Raw genomic sequence first — 24,488 nt, 5'->3', positions numbered from 1 at the left:
CTCTATTTTTGTCCTTCTAGCTCTTCTACTGGCTGTTTACTCTCCTTTGTTTGAATAACCAGTGAAACTCCTCCTGCTAAAACAAAGACTAGCGCAATAAAAGTAAAGGCTCCGCCATATGACCCGCTGGTATTCACTAACCAACCGATAATCATTGGCGCAAAAAAGCCGCCAGAAACACCAATTGCATTGATGATTGAATACTTAGTCGAAACTTCTCGTTCAGCAAACAGCTTCACTGGTAAACTCATCAAAGTCGCAAAACCAATACTCGCAGCAGCTACTGCCACCGACAACAAAAGCATACTTACCACTAATGAGGAGCTACTTGATAATAAAAAGGCGACCACTCCGCCCAATGCCGAGACAACGAAAATTACTTGTTTTTCACGATTCTTAAAATAACGAACGATCATCGAACCTGCGAACATTGCACTGAGCATCATGACCAACCCAATCAACGCGCTCATCATCGCCATTTTATTCATCGTCAAACTGAATTCATCTACCAAATAGGAAGCAATCCAGCCTGTCATCCCATAAACCGCAGCATTAATGAAGAACGCAGCCAAAACCATGATCCAAACATTCCGATCCTTGATCATTTCAAAAAAAGAAATATTGGATTGACCAGCAGAAACGATAGGCTGTCCGCTGTTTTTCGGAATTCCTCGAAGCATCAGAAATCCAATCAAAAGCACAATCGTGCCATAAACAAAATAGGTCGTTTTCCAACCAATCATAGTTAGCAATGGTGCAACTAGCAACGGTCCTACAATTCCAGCAAAACCGGATGAGGCAATCATTGAGGATTGTATCGAACCTCGTTTTGCAGGTTCAACTTCCTTTGTAACAAACGCGCTGACCGCAGAAGGATAGCCGGCATGAGCAAATGAGCCCGCCGCAAAACGAATCAGGATCAAATAGATGAACGAAAAGCCGAAGCCCAAACAAATCATCAATACACCCATTAGTAAAATCGCAAAAGTCATGATTTTACGACTGCCTAGACGATTGCCTAAAAAGCCGAAGGGAATTTGAAACAGGGTATATCCTAAGAAAAAAGCACTTAAAATCAAGCCTTTTTGTCCTGCATCAATTCCTAAATCCTGTGCGATTGGAATGACTGATAAGCTGATGATGTTCTTGTCCAAATACACACAGGTATATCCGAGAAATATCAGGATCAATGATCGATTAATCTTGTTTTTTCCCATAAACTAGACACTTTCTAAATAGGCTAATGCGGCTTCAACATAGACATTTGCACCAAATTCCAAAATGGATTCATCCAAAACAATCTTCGGGTTGTGCAGCATTAATTCAGTATCGGCAGCCGTAATAAACATCGTCGTTGTTGGAATTCGATGACTAATTTCACCAAAATCTTCACTTCCCATCATTGGAACTGCCAATGGCGCTTCTTGAAGAACATCCGAAGGAAAAACTTTCTCTAGTCCCTCTTTGACCACTCTTGTCACTGTTTGATCAATTTCATTACTACAACAGCCATTAGTAAAATCAATGGTCACCTTCGCACCAAAGGCTTGACCGATAGATGTGGAAATTTCGATCATTCGTTTCTTAATTTGTTGGCGAACCTCTTCTTTCAAGCTGCGCATCGTGCCTTTCATATATGCGGAACTTGGAATTACATTCGATGAACCAGGTGTTCCACCGACAAACTCGCCGATTGTCAAAACAAAGCGCTCAGCTGAACTGATTTCACGTGCAGACAGGGTCTGTAATGCCTCATAAATTTTAGTCGCGACATTAATCGGATCGATTGAAACTTCTGGCATCGAACCATGACTGCCAACACCCTCAATCTTGATTTCGAACCAATCGGCGCTAGCCATAAACGTACCAGCAGGTGCGACAAATACATTTTTTAATGGTAAATTCTTGAAAGGAAAGACGTGGATCATCGCTCCTGCATCGACCTTAGGATTCTCCAGTATCCCCGCATCTAAGCAATCCTTTGCCCCCTGCAAGATCTCTTCGCCTGGTTGGAATAGAAGCTTCACTACTCCCGTCAGTTCTTTTTCATGTTCTTTCAAAAGCTTCGCTGCCCCTAATAGCATGGTCGTATGCATGTCATGGCCACAGGCGTGCATTGCGCCATTTTCAGAACGAAATTTCAAGTCGGTATCCTCTACAAGCGGAAGCGCATCCATATCGCCACGCAATAAAAAGACTCTCTCGCCTTGACCAATCGTGCAGGTAACCCCCATCTTACCGCAACTTTGAGGCTCGTAGCCATATTCTACCAATTTCTGCCAAACAAAATCTTTTGTGGCTGGCAGTTCCATTCCCACTTCTGGATTTCGATGAAGGTGTCTGCGAATATCTACTAATTCTGTTTGCAACGTTGTTTTCTTAATCATTTCTATCATGATTCCCCCTTTAAAAAAATGATAGCACAACAAAGAGGGAAGTAATTTTTTTCTTTTTTATATTCAATAAAAAAATTGTTTTTTCAGTTTCAGTGATGTTTAAAATAAAAAGAGGCGTCAACTTTTGATTGACTCCTCAATAATTCATTTATTTCACTTTTAATGTAGCTAATTGTTGTTCGATGTCCTCTTCGCCGACATCTGCCGCTAATAATGCGCAAGCAGTATAGGCACTTTCAACCATGGCTGTATCAAACAATGTCACCTTTTTATCTGTCATTTCAATAGCCATTTCTAGATTCATTTTGGCACTGCCTAAATCATAAAAAGCCAGCAATTCATCGGCTGTGTTTTCTTCGATTGCTTGTGAGATTCGCTCCATTGATGTACCTATACCGCCGTCTTCCAATCCGCCAGCAGTTGTGATGGGGACATCTTTGGCAACTTCGCCGATCAAACGTTTCAAACCTTCAGGGATTTCTTTCGTATGAGAAACTAATACCACACCTCTACTCACTGAAAACACCTGCCTCAATCATTGACTCAAAGAAATAAGCGGATGACATTGCCCCTGGATCAATATGACCAATCGAACGTTCCCCGACATATGAGGCACGCCCTTTAGTTGCCTTGATATTTTTCGTTTGTTCAACGAGGATTTCCAGCGTAGCCGTGTTTAATGTACCGTTATTTAAATTATCTACAGCCGGTCCCCACAGATCTAACATTGTTTTTTCGCCGACAGTGGAATTCCCGCGTTTCATAATTCCAGCAATCGCTGCCCTCAGTAAAATTTCTGGTTCATTTGACTCTTTGCTGGCCTTCATCATTTCCATCATAGCTGTGCCATAGAGAGGGCCTGAAGCTCCACCGACTTTGCTGATCATCGCCATCGCGGCCGCTTTAAAGATATCTGGCAAATCGCCAGACAAGTCTGCAGCCATCACCGCATCCATGCCTCGAGCCATATTGTTTCCATGGTCACCATCACCGATTGGTGTATCCAGCTCACTCAAATAGTCTTTCTTGATTTGAATTTTTTCATTGAATAATTCTAGTGTTTTTCGCAAATTTTCTGGTGTAAACATAATGGGCCTCCTTATTCGTACAAACCTACTAATTTTCCTTTAGAAAAATTAGCAGTATTTCTATGCCAACTACCTTTTGATAAGTTTTCTCATCCTTTTAGCAGAACTGGCAGATTTGAATACTCTTTTGTTCAGCTTATGATCATTATAAATCAACCAGCTCAATTATTTAAATATAACCTCTTAAATTACCACGCAATTGTATGAACGGGTTCGTTCAATAAGCGTAACCGTTCGTCATCTAATTTGATCAGGGTGATCGATGCGCCAGCCATTTCAAGGGAAGTCATATAATTTCCTACTTTACTGAAGGTAAGTTCGATGCCTTCCTCAGCAAGGATCGCTTTTGCATCGTTAAACAAAATAAACAGCTCCATCAATGGAGTAGCGCCCATTCCGTTGACGAATAAGCCATATTTATCGCCGGATTTCCAATTGAATTCTCCCTTGATCTTTCCGATGATTTCTTCAGCAATTTCTTTTGATCCTTTGATTTTTTCACGGCGATAACCTGGTTCGCCATGAATTCCCACACCGAATTCCATTTCATCTTCAGCCAATACAAACCCAGGCTTGCCGACTTCTGGAACCGTTGCACCCGATAAGGCGATCCCAACAGTTTTAATATCTTTGACTAACTCTTTTCCGTAACTGGCCAATTCAGCAACAGATTTTCCTTCACGGGCCATACCACCGATAATTTTATGCACTAAGACTGTTCCTGCGACACCACGACGTCCTTGTGTATAGGTACTATCTTCCACAGCAATATCATCATCTACTAAAACAGAATCAACTTCGATACCATCCATTTCAGCCAAATCTTTTGCCATATCAAAATTCATCACATCGCCTGAATAGTTTTTGACGATCATTAGTGTACCTTTACCTTTATCGGTTGCCTTAATTGCTTCATGAATTTGATCTGGCGTCGGTGAAGTGAAGACCTGCCCACAAACCGCCGCACTTAGCATACCATCTCCGACAAAACCTGCATGTGAAGGCTCATGACCGCTTCCTCCACCGCTGACTAGCGCCACTTGATCGTAATCGTCACTTCTTGCCACAACGAGTGTTTCGGGAACTTGCTTTACATAATCAGGATAAGCGCCCACTAGTCCGCTTACCATTTCTTCCACGACATTCTTTGGATCATTGATAATTTTTTTCACTTGCTCTTCCTCCTTGTAAATAACTTTATCCTTTATAATCTTATGACCGATCTTCTTTAAGTAGCCCATAAATAAGTGTATCCTGCCAAAGTGGCGTGCCGTCTTGCTGCTTACTGAAATAAATATTTTTTCTCAGATGTCCTTCTTTAGTGAATGACAACTTCTCTAATAATCTCCATGACGCCTGATTTTCAGGATGACACTCTGCAAAAATCCGATGTGCTCCTTGTGCGAAAACTTGATCAATCATTGTGTAAGCTGCTTCATACGCATAGCCTTGATGTTGATAATCATAATGAAAAACAAAGCCTAATTCCCAGCTGTCTTCCACTACCTCCTCAAGATAAATGTTTCCAATCACTTTATCTTCAAGACAAACCGCCCAAAATTCGTCCGATTCGCTATGGCTTTTTGCTATCTCCTTACTCTGCTGCTGATTAATCGGCCCGTAAGGCTCATATTTCACTACGCGTTCATCCGAGAGATAGTCCCACAAATCTGGCCAATCACTAGGCATAAATTTCCTAATTACTAATCGTTTGGTTTTTATATTTTTCGTCTTTTCCATACTATACTTGTCCTAAATTTAAAGCATACTAGGGTAATAGAAAATTCTATTACCCCATAAAATCTACATTGGTAAAATCATAAATAGCAATGCTGCTAAAATTCCACCGATGATTGGTCCAGCGATAGGAACCAAGGCATAGCCCCAATCGGAGCCACCCTTATTTGGAATCGGCAGAAACGCATGGGCGATTCGCGGACCAAGATCTCGCGCTGGATTGATCGCATAACCTGTCGTACCGCCAAGTGAAAGACCGATTACTAAAATCAATATCCCAACCGCTATTGGATTTAAGCCATCACCAAATTTACTCATTCCGAAAGCCAATAAAGCAAACACTAGCATGAAGGTTCCGATGATTTCACTGATCAGGTTGGCACCTAAGCTGCGAATCGCAGGTCCTGTTGCGAATACCCCTAAAATTGTGGCTTGATCTTTTGTTTCCTTCCAATGCGGATAGTAGTGAATGTATACTAAAACCGCACCAATAATAGCACCGATCATTTGTCCTAAAATATATGGGACAACCATATCCCAGCCGATTTTCCCAGCAATGGCCATTCCAATTGTGACAGCAGGATTCAAATGGGCAAATGACATATAACCTGCAGCATAAGCACCGATAGTAACAGCGGCGCCCCAGCCTAAGGTAATCGCAATCCAGCCGGCTCCTTCTGCTTTTGTTTTTCGTAAACTAACACCGGCTACAACACCATCTCCCAATAATACTAAGACCATCGTTCCAATAATTTCTCCAATTACCTGCGTTGACATACTCGTGTCCATAAACTCATCCCCTTTAAATTTTTGTTGCTATATCAGCTGTACCGTAAATTTTTTCTCTCATTAAAATTTAGTTGCCAGTACAGCTGATGTATTCACTTATTTTTCTTTAGGCTGATGTTTATATTGCATCGTCGCTTGAACTGCTTCTTGCCAGCCTGCATATAGATCGTCTGTCACGTCTTGATCCATCGCTGGTTCGTAGCGTTGACCGTCAGAAGCAAATTTCTTAATGTCATCAATATCTTTCCAATAGCCGACAGCCAAACCTGCCAGATAAGCCACACCTAGAGCTGTTGTTTCCAGATATGGCGCACGTTCTACTGGGGTTTGCAAAATATCTGCTTGGAATTGCAGCAATAGATCATTTTTTGATGCGCCGCCATCCACACGTAATAATTTAATATCAGTACCAGAATCCTTGTTCATTGTTTTTACAACATCCGCTGTTTGATAGGCTAATGATTCTAAGGTTGCACGGATGAAATGCTCTTTGGTTGTTCCGCGAGTTAATCCGAAGATCGCTCCACGTGCTTGCTGGTCCCAATAAGGAGCACCAAGTCCAGTAAAGGCTGGAACTACGTAAACATTTTCACTGCTGTCAACGCGTTTGGCATAATCTTCTGATTGCGGTGCTTTTTGGAACATTCGTAAACCATCACGCAACCATTGGATCGCAGAACCAGCAACGAACACACTTCCTTCTAAGGCGTAAGTTACTTTGCCGTCAATGCCATAACCAATCGTCGTTAATAATCCGTTTTCAGAAAGAATTGGTTCTTCCCCTGTATTCATCACGATGAAAGCGCCGGTTCCATAGGTATTTTTAACCATCCCTTTATCAAAGGCCAGCTGTCCAACTAAGGCAGCTTGCTGGTCCCCAGCCATACCTGCGATTGGAACCTTGTTGCCATAGAAATGATAATCAGCCGTATAACCATAAACCTCTGAATTTGATTTTACTTCCGGCAGGATTTCTTTCGGAATGTCTAACAAGTCTAAAATTTCTTGATCCCATTTCAGGTCGTAGATGTTATACATCATTGTCCGGCTGGCATTGGTGTAATCAGAGACATGAACTTCCCCGCCTGTTAATTTCCAAACTAACCAAGTATCGATTGTTCCGAATAGTAATTCACCATTTCTTGCCCGTTCGCGCGAACCTTCCACATGATCCAAGATCCATTTTACTTTCGTTGCAGAGAAATAAGAATCAATCAACAGTCCGGTTTTCTTTTGAATCATGTCAGAGTGTCCCTGTTCCTTTAGCTCATCAGCAATGTCGCTTGTTTGCTTCGATTGCCAGACTATTGCGTTATAAATAGGATGTCCCGTTTCTTTTTCCCAGATGACCGTTGTTTCACGTTGGTTGGTGATCCCGATTCCTTCGATTTGATCGGGTTTTAACCCGCCTTCAATTAATGAGCCTGCAATAACTGATTGAACCGAGTTCCAAATCTCATTCGCATCATGTTCTACCCAGCCTGGTTTTGGAAAATGCTGTGTGAACTCTTTCTGTGAAGAACTTACTTCCTTCCCTGCTTTGTCGAAAACGATTGCCCTGCTTGACGTTGTTCCTTGATCGATTGACATGATATAAGACTCCATGTTTCCACTCCTTTTTATATTATATTTAGTGCTTTTTTAAATCCGTTAATTGGGTTTCCTTGATCTGTTGATCTAGTTCTGATTGATACGCTTCTTTTGTAGCAGCGTTCCAGTCGAAGTAGTCAGCCATAGCATCAACGACAGCGTCTTTGATTTCCATTAAGCGATGGCTGATAAACAGCATATAATTGGTTCGACGTAATAAGTAATCTACCGGCGTCAGCGTCATCTCTTCTTCCATTGCGTAGCGTAGTGACATCGATTCTACCAAGGAGAGTCCTTCAAAGGCTCCTTGCTCCTTCAATGCGAAGACTTTTTCTGCATTCGAACCATATAGTTCTGCAATAAATTTGGCCTCTTCGGAACTTAAGCCCTGATCTTCGCCTTTTTTGGCAATAGCTTCTAAGGCTTCATCGACATTTTTCGAATCGAGTTCCCCGCCGGATACAGGATAATTTTCTGAGTCAATAAGTTCGAACTGACTGTCCGATAAGAGTTCAATAATTTTCTTCATCGCCCCTGTCGCCATTAAACGGTAATCTGTTAGCTTGCCACCTGATAGAATCAATAATCCATCGTCAGCGATGGTCAGATCACTGCCGCGAGAGACTGCTGAAGGATTGTCCTTTGGCTCTTCCTTTGCCGCATCGGTGATTGTTTTTTCGACTTCTGGACGAGATTGTTTACCATTGGCATAATCCTCAGCCGCGTTAATAATTTTTTCAAAATTTTCGTCACTGATTTTTTCTTTGGTTGTACCATTATAATCACCGCCGGCTTCACTAATTAACGGTCGTAATCCCGCCCAAGCAGCCTCGATGTCTTCAATTGTCAGATTTACCTCAGGATAGCGACGATTGACGATTTTCAACAAATAATCAACATCTGCCTGTTCGACAGTCGGATGATTGTAATCTCCTTGATAATCAGTATCCGTCGTCCCAAAATATGTTTTGCTTTCTCTTGGAATGACAAAGACCATCCGTCCATCATTTTCTCCAGTGTCAAAATAAGTGGGCTGCGGAACTTTCAGCTTCTCACCATCAACGACTAGATGTACCCCTTTGGTTGGTCGCATATGGGGCTTGTGATCAATTTTTTTATCCAGCTTATTAACCAAATCTGACCACGGTCCAGCGGTGTTAATTACCAGCTTGCTAGTAACAGTCAGCGTATTGTCTGTTAGCCTATCTTTGACTTTTACTCCTGAAACTTTTCCTTGATCATCATGGACAATTTCTTCGACCTTCATTCGGCTGACTGCAATCGCACCATCAGCTACGGCTCGTTTAATGTTCTCGATTACTAGCCGAGCGTCATTATTGCGATAATCCAAATAAACGCCTCCGCCTAATAAGCCCTCTGATGCTAACTGGGGTTCCCGTTCTAAAATTTCTTCCTTGCTCAACATGTAGTTCGCATATTTTCCGCCTGTGATCCCAGCTAGATGATCATAAAGATCCATGGCTACCTTGACGGAAAATAGATTAAAGGTAGAGCCTGGTTCATCAAAAATCGGTAAAATCATTGGGTCCGCTTTCGGAATATGCGGAGCAATTCCCTGAATAATTGCTCGTTCGCTGACTGTATCAGCGACTACTTCGACATCAAAGGTCTTGAGATAACGGAGGCCCCCATGAACCAGCTTGGTCGACCGAGAAGACGTTCCTTCAGCAAAGTCTTGCATTTCAAGTAATGCCACAGATAATCCTGAAGCCGCCGCCTGCAGTGCAACCCCAGCTCCAGTGATTCCGCCGCCAATAATTATTAAATCAAACGCCCCCTCCTTTAACTGTTGAATCATTTGGTTCCGCTCTTTAAAAGAAAACATACTTTACACCTCACTCTTATTCATGCAATATTTTTCTTAAAAATGGCGATTTATCATTACAGAATCAGTTTATCACAACGAAAAACGCTTTCAAAAGATTTGAATCGCAACAGCTTGAAACATCAAATCTGTCAGCCCTTTTCATTCTAACCGGCTATGAAAAAAAGAATGTTGGAAATAACTCTTCAATCATTTATCCCTCTACTTTCTTTTATGATACCATGCGAAGAAACTACTTTCGTTCTTTATTTTTGCTCTCTTTCTAAGATATAATTGCGGTAAATGCAGAATAAAGGGGGGAACGGTTATGAAAATTTTGATTATTGAAGATAATGAACAGATTGTTGATGTTCTTATGCGTTATTTGAGCAAAGCAGGATACGAAACCGCGGTCATCCAGGATGGCAAAGAAGCACTCCCCTATTTCGAAAAGCATCCAGTTGATTTTGTTCTGTTAGATATCATGTTGCCAAATGTCGACGGCTTTACGATCTGCCAGCAGATTCGCGAAAAATCGACGGTTCCAATCATTATGATCACTGCCAAATCAGAAGATGCGGATCGTATTTTAGGATTGGAGGTAGGCGCAGATGATTATATTATCAAACCTTTTTCACCCAAGGAGGTCCTATCTAGGATCAAAGCAATCTTACGGCGTATTCATTTTGAAAAAGAACCGTCTGTCAACCAATTATCTCTTGGTTCGCTCCGTTTATTTCTAGAAAAACGCCAAGCAATCGTTAACCAACAGGAAATCAAATTGACCAAAAAAGAATTTGAATTGTTGGTTCTTTTCGCAAAATATCCGAATAAGGTATTTACCCGTGATAATTTACTGGATGCAGTCTGGGGCTATGACTATTACGGCGACAGTCGTACCGTTGACAGCCATATTAAACGTCTGCGAGCAAAATTGAAGAAAGCCGGCGTTACCGATTGTCAGATCGAAACCGTTTGGGGCGAAGGTTATCGAATTGAGGTTTGCTCATGAAAAAAATCACGACTCGTCTGATCCAGCATTTTGTCGGTCTATTATTGATTTTTGCCACTATGATTGCCCTGTTCTTTGGTGTACTGTTTGCCAAGCAGACTGAAGACTTGCATCAAGAAGAAATGACCCATCGCAGTAAACTGATCAGTGAAACCTTAGCGGATTATTTCAGCTCCAATACGAAAATGGGACAAAGCGGCGGCATGGGCGGTTATGGAGCCTTTTTGCGCTTTCTCAATCAAATCGCTGGTGAAGAAGTTTGGGTTTTAGATACAGAAATGAACCCGGTCATGACCTCTCATCATGACAATGCCAATCTACAGATTGAGCCGCCAAATGAGGCGAAAAAGCTAGTCACTGCTACCTTCGATACGAAGAAAATGCAAGTGGCAAAAAAACGAAATCTGTTTCAGCTACAAGAATTAACGATTGCAACACCTGTTATGAACAATGATTCCGTCGCGGCTGTAGTCCTGATGCGTTCAAAGGTTGATGTCATTCATCAAAACCAAATGTCTGGCTACTTGATGCTGCTGTTAAGTCTCGTAGGTGCGGTGATTATCGCAAGCTTTCTGGCTTGGCGTCTTTCCAAACGATTCGTCAAACCGATCGAAATGATGCGGAGCTACGTAAACGAGCTGGCAAATGAAAACTACGAAGAAACCTTAGCGATCCAAACAAAAGACGAACTGCAGGAATTAGGCGATCAGTTGACTTTGTTGAGCCAACGTCTGGCAGAGGCTCGTTCAGCCCGTGACCGCAAAGAGCAATCAGAAAAGGATTTTCTTTCGCAAATATCCCACGAACTTCGGACTCCGGTCATGGTGATCAAAAGCTCGCTAGAGGCGATTACTGACGGTTATTTGAGCACACAAGAAGAAAAAGAGTATCTATTGCAGCTATTAAAGGAAAGCACTAACTTGGAACGACTGATCAACGATTTACTGGAACTAAGCAGATTGCAATCAACTGAATTTCATCTACAGAAGGATCTCGTTGATCCATTGGATTGTGTCAATGATGCCCTGCGTAGCTATCGATTAGTTTTGAAGGAAAAAGGCCAAGAAATTCGCTTAGAAAATCACTTGTCTGAACCACACATGATCCATGCAGATTATTTGCGGATCACGCAAGTTATTAAAATTTTGCTGGATAATGCAACAAAATATGCGCCGGAATATTCGCTGATTACTGTTGAAATAGCGAAAAAAACGAAGATGTTGGAGATTGATATAAGTAACAAGTGGCATAATCCGATCAAGCATGCAGAACAGCTTTTTGAGTCCTTTCAACGGCAGAGCGGCACAAATGTCAATGGGACTGGTCTAGGATTAGCCATCGCTAAGCAAGTCATTCGACGCCATGAAGGTCAAATTATGGCAGAAGTAATTGGCAATCAATTCTTGGTCAAAATTTTATTACCCACTTCATAATTGCCATACTTTTGCCACATTCTCCTCCTATACTACAATTGAAGGAGGAGATCACTCATGAAGAGTCATAAAAAGAAATTGGTATCAGCTTCATTATTATTTGTTGGCATATTAAGCTTCACTACATTAAAAGCAGACGCTGTTGCAACGAATCAAGACGTTCAAAATCTGCGCTACTGTACGATTAATAACATTTATAAAACACCACGAGCAGATTGCCCTTTGCGACAAGATCATATTCTCAATCGTTTAGATGAAGACGGGACTACTAGACCACAAAACGGCAAACAAGACGGGACCGGTTCAAGACGCGCTGATCGGCCAAGAATCGCTGATTGTCCAAATTACGCAGCAAAGCAAACTCAAGCAACTTCCGACCCAGCAACTGAACCGACTGCAACAGCTAATAACACGCAGCCACAGGATGGCGCCGGAAATCAATACGGCCAGCAAAATAATTATGATTCAGCTCAAGAAACCACTAGCATGAATCAACAAACCACCCAATCTCAGCAAGTCCAACAGCCTGCACAGCAACAGGAAACTCAGCAACAACCCGTCCAACAACAGCAAGTGCGGCAACATCAACAATACACAAATCAAACGTCGCAAAACAATGTACCCGTGCAACAGCAGAATCGTGTACATCATAACAACATACAGCCGCAAACGGGTAGTCATCACGGCCGTCACTATTAAAAAAGGAGCTGTGACAAAAGACTTGTCATAGCTTCTTTTTCCGAATAAACGGTGTTCCAGAAGTAGCTTCTTCGGAAATAAGCCGAAATTTCACAAAAATTTGAGGAACAATTTTCGGAAATTCCTTCTTATTTCTTGAAGCTGACCACTTCTGTCACAACCTCATCTTCTATTATATAATCACCGATCTTTTCTTGCCCGTAATGCAGATAGGATCGAAACCGTATCAATCACTTCCTGCAGAGCCGCTCCTAGCAATGCTGGAATCACACCAGTACTTGCAATCAACATCAAAATGACACATATTACAATCCCGATCAGCACAGATTGACGAGCAATTTGCATCGTGTCCTGAGATAAGCGGACAGCGGCTGAAACACGACTAAGATCATCCTTCAAGATCACCGCATCGGCACTTTCACTAGCTGCAGTCGATCCATGAGCCCCCATGGCGATTCCAATGTCCGCCACAGCAAGCGCCGGCGCATCGTTAACGCCATCTCCTACCATGATTCCTGGACGATCTGCGTCACTCAAGGTTTTGATTACATTAATTTTTTCCTCCGGCAAGCATTCCGCATATACCTCAGAAATTCCAACTTCCTCTGCTATTTGATTAGCAATCGATTGGTGATCTCCCGTCAACATAATCGTTTTCGTAATTCCTAGTTGATTTAATTCCTTAATCGTTTCCGCCGATTCTTTGCGAACAATATCAGTAAATGTAATGTACCCCACATAGCAATCATTGATTGAGATATAAACTGCTGTCTTCTCACTACTTAGCTGAGTGGTTGTACCAACAAATGAAGCTTTTCCAACACGAATATTTTTGTCATTAACGGTTGCTTGAATTCCTTGACCAGTAACTTCCTCTAAATTTGTTACTGGCAACAGAGGAAGCTTCTTTGCCTTTGCATAAGCCACTAGAGAGCGAGCTAAAATGTGACTGGATTCTTGCTCACCACTAGCCGCGTAAGCAACAATGTCTTCCTTTGTGAAATCCTCCGAAGCCACATATATCTCTTCAACAGAAAGTCTTCCTTCTGTCAAAGTACCAGTTTTATCAAAAGCGATGCTTTTTGCTCTCGCCAGCTTTTCAATTGACGTGCCCGTTTTCACCACAATTCCATTTCGACTGGAACGACTCATCCCGGCGACTAAAGCCACCGGTGCAGCCAAAATCAAAGGACAAGGAGAAGCAACTACTAATACTTCTGCAAAACGAACAGGGTCCTTTGAGACGAACCAAGCAATCCCGCCAATAATATACGCGATGAGTGTGAAGGGAACCGCATAACGATCTGCCAATCGGACAAAATGAGCGGGCTTGGCTTCAGACTCCTTAACTAATTTTACCAATGTCTGATATTGGCTATCTTTTGCTGTCTTTGTAACCTTGAAGCGTAACGCTGCATCGCCGTTGATTGAGCCTGACATCAGCTCGTCATTTAGCTCTTTTTCGACTGGTTTGGATTCTCCTGTCAGTGAAGACTCGTCAACAAAAGATTCCCCAGCGATAACCCGCCCATCGACTGGAACCAATTCGCCAGGTTTAACTAAAATCGTGTCGCCAACTTGAACCTCCTCAACCTCTATATCGGTTACTTCTTCTTCCTTGACGCGGTGAGCGACCTGCGGCGAATTATCCAAAAGAGAGCGTAACTCACGACTTGCTTGATGACTCGCATAATCCTCTAAACTATCTCCACCTGTTAACATGATCAATACCATCAGGCTTGCCCAATATTCACCCACCAACAAGGTAGCGATAATAGCTGTGATAGCTAAGATATCGACTCCGTATTTTCCAGAGCGAAGCGTTTTAACCATACCAATCAACATAGTAATCGCCATGATTCCTCCAACAATAGCAACCAGCCAAAAGGCCAATTGCTCTTGATGAAAGCCAAATTCCAGAATCAACGCGACAATTCCTATCACTACGGTTAACAAAAATTTCTTTACATTACTCATGTCTCTACGCCTCCATCTATCTTCAATATTAGATTAGCACCGCAATCAGCTAATTGAAAATAGAATCCATTAAATGATAATGATTATCATTAACAGCTCGAAAAAGACTTATTCTACTTTAGAATTACTATAAATAAAAGTTTTAAAAAATTATTCATTTCACTGCATTTCCCACCTAATAATCTTGTTTCTTGTTGGCATTTTATCATTGAAAAAGCAATGACGAGACAGCAATATAATTGCCTGATGTCATTGCTTACTATTAACTATTCGGATCGATGATCGCGTAAACGATAACCCACGCCAATTTCAGTGATCAAATACTCTGGTTTCAATGTATCCTTCTCAATTTTTTTTCGAATATTAGACATATTTACTCGCAATGTTTGTGAATCGTCACTATATGGTCCCCAGACCTCGGTCATTAGGGTTTGGTAAGTAACAACTTTACCTAATTGTCGAAACATCAATGCTAGAATTCGATACTCATTTTTAGTTAAATGAATCTCTCTGCCATCCTTATAAACTAATTGTTTCTCAAAATCGATCTTTAAGGCTTTATTTTCGATAACTGAGATAGCCTCGGTCTGAACATTTTGATGTCGTAAAGCCGTACGAATGCGGGCTAACAATTCATTTGTGCCAAATGGCTTCGTCACATAGTCATCAGCACCTAAATCCAAGGCTTTTACTTTTTCCTCCTCGTTGCTTCGAGCAGAAATAATAATAATTGGTAAATGCAGGCGCTTGCGCAGAATTTTCAGCAGATCAATTCCATCAATATCAGGTAGACCTAAATCTAATAAAACTAAATCAATCGAAGTTGTTTGAAAAGTAGTTAATGCCTCCATTCCCGTACGAGCAATCGTTAATTGATAACGTTCTTGGTCTAAGACAACCTCCATAAAATCTGTGATGTTCGGGTCATCTTCAATCAGTAAAATACTAGCTTTCATAAAAATTCCTCACTTCAAATAAATTCTAACCAGCGTCTTGCCTTCACCAACCATCATTTCCATCTTTCCATTGTGGGCATGGATGATTGTTTTTACGATACTCAATCCAATCCCCAGCCCATTTTTTGAATCCACTGGTACTTCGCTTGTACTGGATAAATTTGTTTGGATTTTTTCAAATTGTTTTAAGGGGATTTCGCCATCATTTTCGATCTCGAAGACCGTCTGATCGTTTTTCTGATACACAGTTAGTTTTACAGGTTGCTTTTCTTCTCCATGTCGAAAGGCATTTTCAACGATGTTGAATAACGCTTGTTCAATCAAAATAGGATCTGCTTGGATAAAGGTTACTTCAGATGGCAAAGAAATCTCGACCTGACCTTCTGGATAGACCTTTTTTAAATGCTGATACACCGCTTCAATAATTTCTTCTATGGGTTCAGCTGTTTTATTCACTTTCATCGTATCCATATTGATACGTGTGATGGATAAGAGGTTTTCCACCATTCGGATCAGCCACTGAGATTCATCTTGAATATCCGCTAGTAACTTTTGACGCGTAGTCTCTTTTAAGTCAGCGCTATTACTTAACGTTTCAGCAATGCCAGAAATAACAGTCAATGGCGTTCGTAAATCATGGGAGACTGCTCGCAATAGGTTGCTGCGGACTTTTTCTCTTTCATTTTCCATTTCAACCCGCTCTTTTTCACTCTTCAATTCTGTTTGTTCTAAAATAACAGCAAGTTGAGTCAAAACTAACTTTAAATAATTGAGCTGATTGTTTTCTAAATCAAGTCCGGCATTACGCTCGATCCCTAAAACTGCTAATGTTCTTCCGCTTGCGATGATGGGTAAATAAAATCCTCTAGCCCCAATCAGCGTATCGGTGCCATTGCCTGCTTCCTTTTGATTTTTAGCCGTCCAGAAAGCAACAGCAGCTTCATCCTTGGTGCTTAAAATCGAAGGTTTCCCACTAATACAATGAACACTTTCTACTTTTGCCTGAGAATCAAACAAGATTACTTCGCGTTCCAGTAATCTAGATAAGTAAGTCGCTGAAATGTCGAGAATTTGATTACGATTGTCGGCCAAGACATACTGCTTATTCAGCTCGTAAAGCAATTCCATTTGATGTTCTTTTTCCATTGAACTTTCTGCTTGTTTTTTTAAACGAACCATTAAATTACTAATTAGGATCGCAACTAAACACATGATCAGCAAGGTGATTGGATACCCTTGCTTGTAGACAGTCAAGGAGTACAGAGGCTCCACGAAAAACCAGTTAAAGGACAAAACACTTAAAATAGACGCAAGCGAACTCCAAAAATAACCAGATGTAGTTCTTGCAACCAATAAAATGAAAAAGATATAAATCAGCATCAGATTTTGATCACCAATATGGATATACTGCATTAATTCGGTTACGATTGTCGCCAAGAAGACTCCTCCCAGCGCGATCACCAAATCCTTACCACCACCCTCAATAACCTTACGTGTTCTAAGAAAGAGGGATTGCTTCTCCTCCTTAAAGGGAATCAAATGAAGCTCCGTGTCATTTAAACGTTTCAATAAACGATCATCAAATGCCTCAACGAAAATTTTCTCATACCAAGGCTGGCGGAGATTTTTTCCCATAATGATATCTGTGACACCCGTCATTTTTGCGAACTCGACGATTGTTTCAAAGCTATTATCCTCTTCAATACTAATTACTTCAGCACCCAGCTTTTCTGCTAAGGGTATATTAGTGGGCGTATTTTCCTGAGTACGGACCTGAATGACCGTCCATTCTGCTCCTAAACCTTGAGCTAAACGCGCGGTCCAACGAATCGATTTTTCCGTCATTTTAGGAAAAGCATCATTCACCACTGTTAGCAATTTGCTTTGAATCCTAATCGTTTTAGCACTGATTCGATTGATATGATCAGAAGCACGTTGTATTGCCAGTCCCCGCAGCTGATCTAGCTTTTGAGGAATGAAAAAATTTTGCAAAGCTCGCTTCGCACTTTCACTGGCATAAATTTTTCCCTGCTCTAAACGATCAATCAACTCCTCTGGCTCCACATCAACCACCTTGATGGTTGCCTGCTGCAAAAACGTATCCGGTACAGTTTCTTTAACCTCGACGCCAGTGACCTCCTCAACGATATCATTCAAGCTCTCAATATGCTGAACATTGACAGTTGTGAATACGTCAATTCCCGCGTTTAACAACTCGTCTACATCCTGATATCGTTTACGATTTCTTGATCCTTCAGCATTTGTATGGGCCAGCTCATCGATTAAAACAATCTCTGGCTTTTGTTGGATAATTTGATCAATATCCGGTTCTGTTAAAAGCATTTGCTTATAAAGAATTTTTTTAGGGGGGATCTGCGGCAGGCCTTCCAATAAGCGATTCGTATCTGGGCGATCATGAGGTTCGATATAGCCGACGATAATATCTTTCCCCATCAGCAATAATTCATGAGCTTCCGAAAGCATACTATAGGTTTTACCGACTCCCGCCGCAAAACCAAAAAATACGCGTAAACGGCCACGGCGTCCATCACCCATTTGCTTTTTCTCCATTTTTCCCCTCCTTCCTATGCACAACAATTCTCTAACCACCTAGCTGGTTAGAGAACCCATTCCAATTATACATCAAGTTTATCTAATGCTAGGTTCAACTGCAAAACATTGACATATTGTTGATCAGAAAACCAATCCTTTTGTACTTTTTCCTGAATGATCTTTTGAATCACTCGTTTAGACAGTCCGCGCTCATTAGCGATACGAGATACTTGAAATTCAGCTGCTTTCAAGCTGATATCCGGATCAACGCCACTAGCAGATGCTGTGACTAGATCGTTAGGAACTTTTTTCTCCGCTGGATTTTTCGCTAATTCTGCTTGGATTCGTTTTTCAACTAATCGTTTTTGTTCATTAGAAACTGGCGACAATTGACTCACCTGCTGACTGCGTCCTGAAAAATATTTATCCTGTTCAAAGGGTTGTCCAATCAAGGTTGATCCAATTACTTGATTATCCTTCGTTAGTTGGCTGCCATTCGCTTGATTTGAAAAAAGCAATTGGCCCACGCCAGTAACCACTACCGTATAGAATCCGCCGAAAACAATTAAGCTAAAGATCAGAAATCGTATACTACCTAGAATACTTCTCCTCATTTTTTCTGCTCCTTCTTTATAAAATGATCATCGAAAGAATCAAGTCGATGATTTTGATAAAAATAAATGGGGCAATGATTCCGCCCAAACCGTAAATCAGCAAGTTATGGCGTAGAATCTGACTCGCTGGTTTTTCCTGATAGCTGACCCCTTTTAGTGCCAAAGGAATCAGTGCAACGATTACCAATGCATTATAGATAACGGCAGATAAAATCGCTGTCAACGGACTTCCTAATCCCATGATATTTAGTCGATCCAGCTGGGGATAAATACTATAGAATAAAACTGGAATCACCGCAAAATATTTAGCGATATCATTGGCAATACTGAAGGTCGTTAGAGCTCCGCGAGTCATCAACAATTGCTTGCCAATCTGTACGACCTGTACTAATTTGGTCGGGCTGGAATCCAAGTCAATCATATTCCCCGCCTCTTTAGCAGCTTGAGTTCCTGTATTCATCGCCAAAGCTACATCCGCCTGCGCTAGTGCTGGCGCATCATTCGTGCCATCACCTGTCATGGCGACCAAATGGCCTTTTTCTTGATAATCGCGAATTAAATCCATTTTATTTTCTGGTGTGGCTTCAGCTAAAAAATCATCTACTCCTGCTTCTGCCGCAATTGCCGCTGCTGTCAAAGGATTATCACCAGTGATCATAATTGTTTTGATACCCATTTTACGCATATCTGCAAATTTATCTTTTACACCGTTTTTTACGATATCTTTTAAATAGACGACACCCATTACCCGATTATTTTTTACTACTACTAAAGGTGTCCCGCCTGCACGAGCAATTTTATCAACAATCTCGTCACATTCAGCTGGATACTGTTCACCGTTTGACTGAACGTATTTTTTCATCGTATCCGCGGCGCCTTTACGAATCTCATCCCCGCGATAGTCAATACCGCTCATTCGAGTCTTCGCACTAAAATCAATAAAAGTTACTTCAGATTGTTGAAATGCTCTTTCTCGCAAATTAAAGCGTTCCTTCGCTAAAATCACGATACTGCGACCTTCTGCCGTTTCGTCGGCTAAAGAAGATAATTGTGCTGCATCGGCAAGCTGCTCTTCACTGACACCATTCACCGGTAAAAATTCGCTGGCGCGACGATTCCCAAGCGTTATGGTTCCTGTTTTGTCTAGTAGAAGAACATCCACGTCGCCAGCGGCTTCGATCGCACGACCACTCATAGCGATGACATTTTCCTTCGTTAAACGACTCATCCCAGCAATCCCGATCGAGGAAATCAACGCACCGATAGTTGTCGGAGCTAAACAGATCAATAAGGCAATGACAATAATCATGGATAAGGCTTCACCTTTACCAGATAACTGACTGCTAAAGTCTGTAAATGGCACTAAGGTAATCGAAACCGTTAAAAAAATGATTGTCAGAGTAATCAAGAAAATTTGTAGTCCGATCTCATTGGGTGTTTTTTTTCGTTGGGTCCCTTCTACCATCGCGATCATTTTATCCAAGAAAGATTGGCCGTTTTCTGAAGTTACTCGAATTACTAGATAGTCAGAAACAATAGTGGTTCCGCCTGTCACCGCACTGCGGTCACCGCCAGATTCACGGATAACGGGAGCAGATTCACCTGTGATAGCACTCTCATCGACAGAAGCTGCCCCCTCGATTACATCGCCGTCAGCCGGAATCTGTTCTCCAGCACGCACATAAATCAAATCACCACGTTTTAAATCAGAAGATCTCAACTCGGTAAAATTCTCTTCTTCAATATCTGCTAAACTTTGTATTTTATAGGTCATAACCTCCTTTTTAGCCTGCTTTAAACTATCAGCCTGTGCTTTTCCGCGACCTTCTGCCACAGCTTCAGCGAAATTGGCAAAAAGTAAGGTCAACCATAGAAAGACTGTGACAGAAATACTGAACCATAACGGCACATGCATCGGATAAAAACATAACACCGTGGTGATGATCGCGCCTAAATAGACAACGAACATCACTGGATTTTTGATTTGTTGACGAGGGTCTAGCTTCTTAAACGATTGACCCACAGCCCATTGATAAATTTTCTTCATTTTCACTCACTCCATCTATTTCATCGTAAAGTATTCTGCAATCGGACCTAATGCTAAGGCTGGAAGAAAGCTCAATGCACCAATCACTAAAATAACTATAATTAACATAGATACAAACGTTGGACTAACAGTAGATAACGTGCCTGAGCTTAAAGCCGCTTTCTTTTTGCTGCCCATATTTTCTGCTAAGAGCAGAATAGCTATGATTGGCAGGTATCTTGAAACAAGCATTAACAAACTACCTATAATATTAATAAATGGCGTATCAGCTAATAATCCGCCAAAAGCACTCCCATTATTATTTGCTAACGAAGTCGCTCCATACAGCAATTCACTAAATGCATGGGGTCCCTGATTCGTCAGCCATGTTAATACTTCCGGATGTAAAACGAATACCATTGTTCCAAACAGCGTCAGCATCAATGGTGTTAAAATCACGATGCTCGCCATTTTTATATCAAAAGCTTCAATCTTCTTCCCGAGATATTCCGGCGTTCGTCCCACTAACAATCCAGCAATAAAAACTGCCAACAGTAAAAATGTCAACATGCCATAAAGCCCACTGCCAACGCCGCCGAAGATGATTTCTCCTAGCTGCATCAAGAACATTGGAATGGCTCCGCCCAATGGCATAAAGCTATCCAGCATTGCATTTACTGAACCATTGGAAGCAGCAGTTGTTCCCACAGACCATAAGCTTGACCACCCAACGCCGAAGCGAACTTCTTTGCCCTCCAGATTCGTTGTTCCAAGTACATGTGCAAATTCCGGACCATAGAACTCACTAAATGCCACACCAATAAAAGCCAACAATAGGAAAAATAGTGAAACAATCATGATTGTTCGACCTTGTTTCCAGTCCTTAACCCAAAAACCAAAAGCAAAGATTAATGCGGCTGGAATCAATAAAATTGCCAAATTTTCTAAAAAGTTCGAGAAAATTGTCGGATTCTCAAACGGGTAGGCTGAGTTTGCACCAAAGAAGCCACCACCGTTCGTTCCAAGCTGTTTGATCGCCACTTGACTAGCTACTGGTCCTAAATGAAGCCAGAGGTTTTTTCCCTCTAATCCCTCATAAGAAATACCTGATTTTAAAGTTTGGACAGTTCCTTGAGAAATCAATAGAATCGCGAAAATGATTGATAGCGGTAATAAAATATAGACCAAACTGCGGGTCAAATCCTGCCAAAAATTTCCCAGAACCTTCTTTTTAACCTGTGAAAGTCCCCGAAGCAATGCAACTAAGACTGAAAGCCCCACACCTGCTGAAACAAAATTCTGGACGGTTAATCCAAACATCTGCGAAGTATTTGATAAGGTCGTCTCTCCAGCATATGCCTGCCAGTTAGTATTCGTTACAAAACTAACAGCCGTGTTCAATGCTAACGGCAACGATAAATTTTTCACGGATGAACCGCCAGGCATAAAGTGTTGTGTCATTAAAATGACGATCAACAATATGATTGATGAAATACTTAATAGTAAAACACTTGCTCCGTAACGCTTTGCGGACATTTCTTTTTTACTAATTGGTCCGATAACTTTATAAAACAATCGCTCCAAAGGTTGAAGGAATCGAACACCCTTTGGAATCTTACCTTGCATAATTTCTTTGATATACCAGCCTAACGGTAACGCCAATGCTAATAAAATAAACAAGAAAAATAATCCTTGATAGATGACACTACTCATATTTCTTCCCCCTTAAATAAAAACCAGAAAAGATAAATCATTAATAAGAGTCCAATGATTCCCAAAATAATCGTCATTTCATTTCTCTCCTTATTAGCCCTACTTCTGTTGTAACAAGGCTTACTTTCTTTACTTTTTAAGCATAAAAAAAAAGACCTAAAGATAGTGTGAAACTTGCGTCCATTTCTTTACACTATCTTTATATGGTCTTTTAAGGTTTCTTTTTTAAAAGGTGGTTACTTGAAAATCTTGATAGAACTCTCCTTGATCAAAAGTAAATTTTAATACGGTGAAATCTGACAAGCCTTCCCCTTGTTCATAATAAATGTGGTATTGATCCTGCCAAAACTCAATTTTATCCGCTTCTTTTGATAACACCTCCATCTTTCCAATCAGCGATATACCAGTGAAATTTTTCGCATCATAAAAATATACACAGGCTTTTGAATTAGCCAAAAATTGTTGAACTTTATTCGATGAGGTATTCGTATGCAAATACAAGCAGTTATCATCGATTTTTATCGGCTTTAGCATAGCACGAATCATTGGATATCCCTCTTCAGTAATAGAACCTAGAAAACACAGTTCTTGTTTATCAACGAATGCTTGTAATTCCTTTTGAGCGTTCATTCTTATCCACCCCTTTTAGATTAGTATTCCAAAACACTAACAAAAATGCAAGTAAATTTACATTAACCCCATCATTATTTGTTATTATTATCGCTTTTCACAAAAAGTTATAAACAAAAAAACAGAAAATTCATTTTATACCAAACTTCTTAATCATAGCAAAGCACGTCAGTTCTAAATTACCGACGTGCTGCTTAGTTATTCTTTTACCGTATAAATATCGCTTTCTTTGGTTTCTCTGAACATCATAAAGCACACAAATGAGATTAACAAAACGAGCACGCTGATCATAAGTAATGGGATAAAAACATTGGTTGTCGTATTTCTAAATACTAATCCCATCACCAACTGACCTAGCGGCACCGCACATTGTGCTACCGCGATAATGGTTGCCATAACCTTGCCCAAATTTGCTTTTGGCGTAATCTTTTGAACAAGTGAGATTAGGTAGATTGAGATTGCACTCAACATCATTCCGATAATAATCTCCATAATAAGAACAACCATAAATCCTATACTTGCACTGGTCATACTCAACAAAATATTCGTAATCACCAAGATAATTCCCGAATAAGTAAATACACGATAAAAATTGTTAAACTTCAGATTTTTCGTCAACGGTCCTGCTAGAATTGCCCCGACGATACTAGAAAGACTAAAGACACCCATTCCAATACCATACATTGTGTCATTAACCTGCAGTGTCATCCGTAAAATAATTGGTAAACCAACAATAAAGAACGAGGTCAAGACAAAATTGATCGCCGCGGCAATCACGATTGATTTGAAAATCACTTGATTATTTTTGACTTCTTTAAACCCATCCTTCAGATCAGCGGTTAATATTTCCATAACAGTTCCCGTTGTTCGTTCACGTTTTTCAAAGGGAATTTTCAAGAAGCTTTCAACAATCGCAGCAATCACAAAGAAGACAATACTGCTGGCAACCAGCAGCTTCGCGCCCATTAATCCGTAAAATATCCCGCCAATGATCGGTGCTACCACATTAGACAATTGTAAAATTCCATTTGATAATCCATTGATTTTCTCTAGCTCGTGTTCTTCTACCAATAACGGGATACTCGCTCCCACAACTGGTGTATCAAAGCTGCCGACAATCGCTAAAATAAAGATCAAAATTCCAATACCTAAGATAGATTCTGAGGTTCCTACTACTAAGAATAATAGCGCCGCGATAATAGCATTGGCGACATCCATTAACACCATCAAAATCTTTCGATCAAAACGATCCGCAATTGCTCCGCCAATCGGCGCAAACAAAACCGGCACACTAGAGATTGCTAAGACTGTGGCAAACACATCAGCTCTTCCTGTTACATCCAAAACAAATAGCGACAATGCAAAGCGTAATATCGCTCCACCAAACACAGAGATAAATTGCCCCAACATCAAATAGATAATATTTCTCTTATTCCCTTTCACACTCTCT

The 24,488-nt window shown here is 41.0% G+C and carries 20 protein-coding genes; 3 read left to right on the top strand and 17 right to left on the bottom strand.

The genetic code is table 11. From position 1 onward, the window contains the following. Positions 1–2: 2 nt before the first annotated feature. The 9 genes from IGI52_RS20460 to glpO all read right to left on the bottom strand — a co-directional run bounded on the left by IGI52_RS20460 (position 3) and on the right by glpO (position 9,446). Positions 3–1,217: an MFS transporter gene (locus IGI52_RS20460; protein ID WP_102866541.1), complete on the bottom strand. Its 1,215-nt coding sequence runs from the start codon at positions 1,215–1,217 to the stop codon at positions 3–5. Positions 1,218–1,220: 3 nt separating this feature from the next. Continuing rightward, entirely contained in the window at positions 1,221–2,396 is a 1,176-nt protein-coding gene (locus IGI52_RS20455) for a M20 metallopeptidase family protein (protein WP_304570794.1), read from the bottom strand. A gap of 148 nt (positions 2,397–2,544) precedes the next feature. Next, positions 2,545–2,913 (bottom strand): dihydroxyacetone kinase phosphoryl donor subunit DhaM, encoded by a 369-nt coding sequence (gene dhaM, locus IGI52_RS20450; protein WP_016178468.1) that lies wholly within the window; start codon positions 2,911–2,913, stop codon positions 2,545–2,547. Then, on the bottom strand, positions 2,906–3,484 hold the full coding sequence (gene dhaL / locus IGI52_RS20445) for a dihydroxyacetone kinase subunit DhaL (RefSeq protein WP_016178469.1): 579 nt from the start codon (positions 3,482–3,484) through the stop codon (positions 2,906–2,908). Before dhaL ends, dhaM begins: the two co-directional genes overlap by 8 nt. A 188-nt stretch (positions 3,485–3,672) precedes the next feature. Further along, the gene (gene dhaK, locus IGI52_RS20440) at positions 3,673–4,656 is read right to left on the bottom strand and encodes a dihydroxyacetone kinase subunit DhaK (RefSeq protein WP_070504953.1); all 984 of its coding nucleotides are present in this window, start codon (positions 4,654–4,656) and stop codon (positions 3,673–3,675) included. Positions 4,657–4,696: 40 nt separating this feature from the next. Next, on the bottom strand, positions 4,697–5,224 hold the full coding sequence (locus IGI52_RS20435; RefSeq protein WP_082158529.1) for a GNAT family N-acetyltransferase: 528 nt from the start codon (positions 5,222–5,224) through the stop codon (positions 4,697–4,699). A gap of 63 nt (positions 5,225–5,287) precedes the next feature. Next, a complete protein-coding gene (locus IGI52_RS20430; RefSeq protein WP_016178472.1) occupies positions 5,288–6,010 on the bottom strand; it encodes an MIP/aquaporin family protein in 723 nt (240 codons plus the stop codon). A 96-nt stretch (positions 6,011–6,106) separates the two neighbouring features. Further along, positions 6,107–7,615, bottom strand: coding sequence for a glycerol kinase GlpK (glpK, locus tag IGI52_RS20425; RefSeq protein ID WP_016178473.1), 1,509 nt, complete (start codon positions 7,613–7,615; stop codon positions 6,107–6,109). Between the two features lie 25 nt (positions 7,616–7,640). Continuing rightward, on the bottom strand, positions 7,641–9,446 hold the full coding sequence (glpO, locus tag IGI52_RS20420; RefSeq protein WP_438782326.1) for a type 1 glycerol-3-phosphate oxidase: 1,806 nt from the start codon (positions 9,444–9,446) through the stop codon (positions 7,641–7,643). Positions 9,447–9,753: 307 nt separating this feature from the next. On the opposite strand from glpO, the gene IGI52_RS20415 reads away from it, so the two are divergent. Genes IGI52_RS20415 through IGI52_RS20405 form a run of 3 tightly spaced genes read left to right on the top strand, consistent with a single transcriptional unit; the run spans position 9,754 to position 12,569 of the window. Then, positions 9,754–10,437: a response regulator transcription factor gene (locus IGI52_RS20415; RefSeq protein ID WP_016178475.1), complete on the top strand. Its 684-nt coding sequence runs from the start codon at positions 9,754–9,756 to the stop codon at positions 10,435–10,437. Beyond that, entirely contained in the window at positions 10,434–11,870 is a 1,437-nt protein-coding gene (locus tag IGI52_RS20410) for a HAMP domain-containing sensor histidine kinase (protein ID WP_438782325.1), read from the top strand. Before IGI52_RS20415 ends, IGI52_RS20410 begins: the two co-directional genes overlap by 4 nt. Positions 11,871–11,927: 57 nt before the next feature. After that, positions 11,928–12,569 carry a hypothetical protein gene (locus IGI52_RS20405; RefSeq protein ID WP_438782324.1) on the top strand — a complete coding sequence of 214 codons (642 nt, stop codon included), beginning with the start codon at positions 11,928–11,930 and terminating at the stop codon, positions 12,567–12,569. A gap of 180 nt (positions 12,570–12,749) precedes the next feature. Here IGI52_RS20405 and IGI52_RS20400 read toward each other — a convergent pair whose 3' ends face one another. The 8 genes from IGI52_RS20400 to IGI52_RS20365 form a co-directional block, all read right to left on the bottom strand. Beyond that, entirely contained in the window at positions 12,750–14,546 is a 1,797-nt protein-coding gene (locus tag IGI52_RS20400) for a heavy metal translocating P-type ATPase (protein ID WP_016178478.1), read from the bottom strand. A gap of 266 nt (positions 14,547–14,812) precedes the next feature. After that, positions 14,813–15,502 carry a response regulator transcription factor gene (locus IGI52_RS20395; protein ID WP_438782323.1) on the bottom strand — a complete coding sequence of 230 codons (690 nt, stop codon included), beginning with the start codon at positions 15,500–15,502 and terminating at the stop codon, positions 14,813–14,815. Between the two features lie 9 nt (positions 15,503–15,511). Beyond that, positions 15,512–18,073, bottom strand: coding sequence for a DUF4118 domain-containing protein (locus IGI52_RS20390; RefSeq protein WP_438782322.1), 2,562 nt, complete (start codon positions 18,071–18,073; stop codon positions 15,512–15,514). Positions 18,074–18,138: 65 nt separating this feature from the next. Continuing rightward, complete coding sequence (locus tag IGI52_RS20385) at positions 18,139–18,669, bottom strand: potassium-transporting ATPase subunit C (RefSeq protein ID WP_271819781.1); 531 nt, start codon at positions 18,667–18,669, stop codon at positions 18,139–18,141. Between the two features lie 16 nt (positions 18,670–18,685). Continuing rightward, the gene (gene kdpB / locus IGI52_RS20380) at positions 18,686–20,716 is read right to left on the bottom strand and encodes a potassium-transporting ATPase subunit KdpB (RefSeq protein WP_438782321.1); all 2,031 of its coding nucleotides are present in this window, start codon (positions 20,714–20,716) and stop codon (positions 18,686–18,688) included. A gap of 15 nt (positions 20,717–20,731) precedes the next feature. After that, entirely contained in the window at positions 20,732–22,408 is a 1,677-nt protein-coding gene (gene kdpA / locus IGI52_RS20375) for a potassium-transporting ATPase subunit KdpA (protein ID WP_438782320.1), read from the bottom strand. Positions 22,409–22,633: 225 nt separating this feature from the next. Next, positions 22,634–23,038, bottom strand: a complete 405-nt coding sequence (locus tag IGI52_RS20370) for a pyridoxamine 5'-phosphate oxidase family protein (protein ID WP_048717757.1) — start codon at positions 23,036–23,038, stop codon at positions 22,634–22,636. A gap of 198 nt (positions 23,039–23,236) precedes the next feature. Then, positions 23,237–24,481, bottom strand: coding sequence for an MFS transporter (locus IGI52_RS20365; RefSeq protein ID WP_438782319.1), 1,245 nt, complete (start codon positions 24,479–24,481; stop codon positions 23,237–23,239). Positions 24,482–24,488 lie beyond the last annotated feature (7 nt).

This window comes from Enterococcus sp. DIV0187 (assembly GCF_051713785.1).
Lineage (GTDB): Bacteria > Bacillota > Bacilli > Lactobacillales > Enterococcaceae > Enterococcus_A > Enterococcus_A avium.
This window is presented reverse-complemented; position numbering and strand designations above follow the sequence as displayed.

What these genes read in the sequence shown, in the direction of transcription:
- IGI52_RS20395 (WP_438782323.1), bottom strand. Translation starts at nt 15,502, where the DNA reads ATGAAAGCTAGTATTTTACTGATTGAAGATGACCCGAACATCACAGAT.
- IGI52_RS20410 (WP_438782325.1), top strand. Translation starts at nt 10,434, where the DNA reads ATGAAAAAAATCACGACTCGTCTGATCCAGCATTTTGTCGGTCTATTA.
- IGI52_RS20400 (WP_016178478.1), bottom strand. Translation starts at nt 14,546, where the DNA reads ATGAGTAATGTAAAGAAATTTTTGTTAACCGTAGTGATAGGAATTGTC.
- glpO (WP_438782326.1), bottom strand. Translation starts at nt 9,446, where the DNA reads ATGTTTTCTTTTAAAGAGCGGAACCAAATGATTCAACAGTTAAAGGAG.
- IGI52_RS20435 (WP_082158529.1), bottom strand. Translation starts at nt 5,224, where the DNA reads ATGGAAAAGACGAAAAATATAAAAACCAAACGATTAGTAATTAGGAAA.
- IGI52_RS20415 (WP_016178475.1), top strand. Translation starts at nt 9,754, where the DNA reads ATGAAAATTTTGATTATTGAAGATAATGAACAGATTGTTGATGTTCTT.
- IGI52_RS20370 (WP_048717757.1), bottom strand. Translation starts at nt 23,038, where the DNA reads ATGAACGCTCAAAAGGAATTACAAGCATTCGTTGATAAACAAGAACTG.
- IGI52_RS20405 (WP_438782324.1), top strand. Translation starts at nt 11,928, where the DNA reads ATGAAGAGTCATAAAAAGAAATTGGTATCAGCTTCATTATTATTTGTT.
- IGI52_RS20390 (WP_438782322.1), bottom strand. Translation starts at nt 18,073, where the DNA reads ATGGAGAAAAAGCAAATGGGTGATGGACGCCGTGGCCGTTTACGCGTA.
- IGI52_RS20385 (WP_271819781.1), bottom strand. Translation starts at nt 18,669, where the DNA reads ATGAGGAGAAGTATTCTAGGTAGTATACGATTTCTGATCTTTAGCTTA.
- kdpB (WP_438782321.1), bottom strand. Translation starts at nt 20,716, where the DNA reads ATGAAGAAAATTTATCAATGGGCTGTGGGTCAATCGTTTAAGAAGCTA.
- IGI52_RS20455 (WP_304570794.1), bottom strand. Translation starts at nt 2,396, where the DNA reads ATGATAGAAATGATTAAGAAAACAACGTTGCAAACAGAATTAGTAGAT.
- IGI52_RS20430 (WP_016178472.1), bottom strand. Translation starts at nt 6,010, where the DNA reads ATGGACACGAGTATGTCAACGCAGGTAATTGGAGAAATTATTGGAACG.
- IGI52_RS20460 (WP_102866541.1), bottom strand. Translation starts at nt 1,217, where the DNA reads ATGGGAAAAAACAAGATTAATCGATCATTGATCCTGATATTTCTCGGA.
- dhaL (WP_016178469.1), bottom strand. Translation starts at nt 3,484, where the DNA reads ATGTTTACACCAGAAAATTTGCGAAAAACACTAGAATTATTCAATGAA.
- glpK (WP_016178473.1), bottom strand. Translation starts at nt 7,615, where the DNA reads ATGGAGTCTTATATCATGTCAATCGATCAAGGAACAACGTCAAGCAGG.
- kdpA (WP_438782320.1), bottom strand. Translation starts at nt 22,408, where the DNA reads ATGAGTAGTGTCATCTATCAAGGATTATTTTTCTTGTTTATTTTATTA.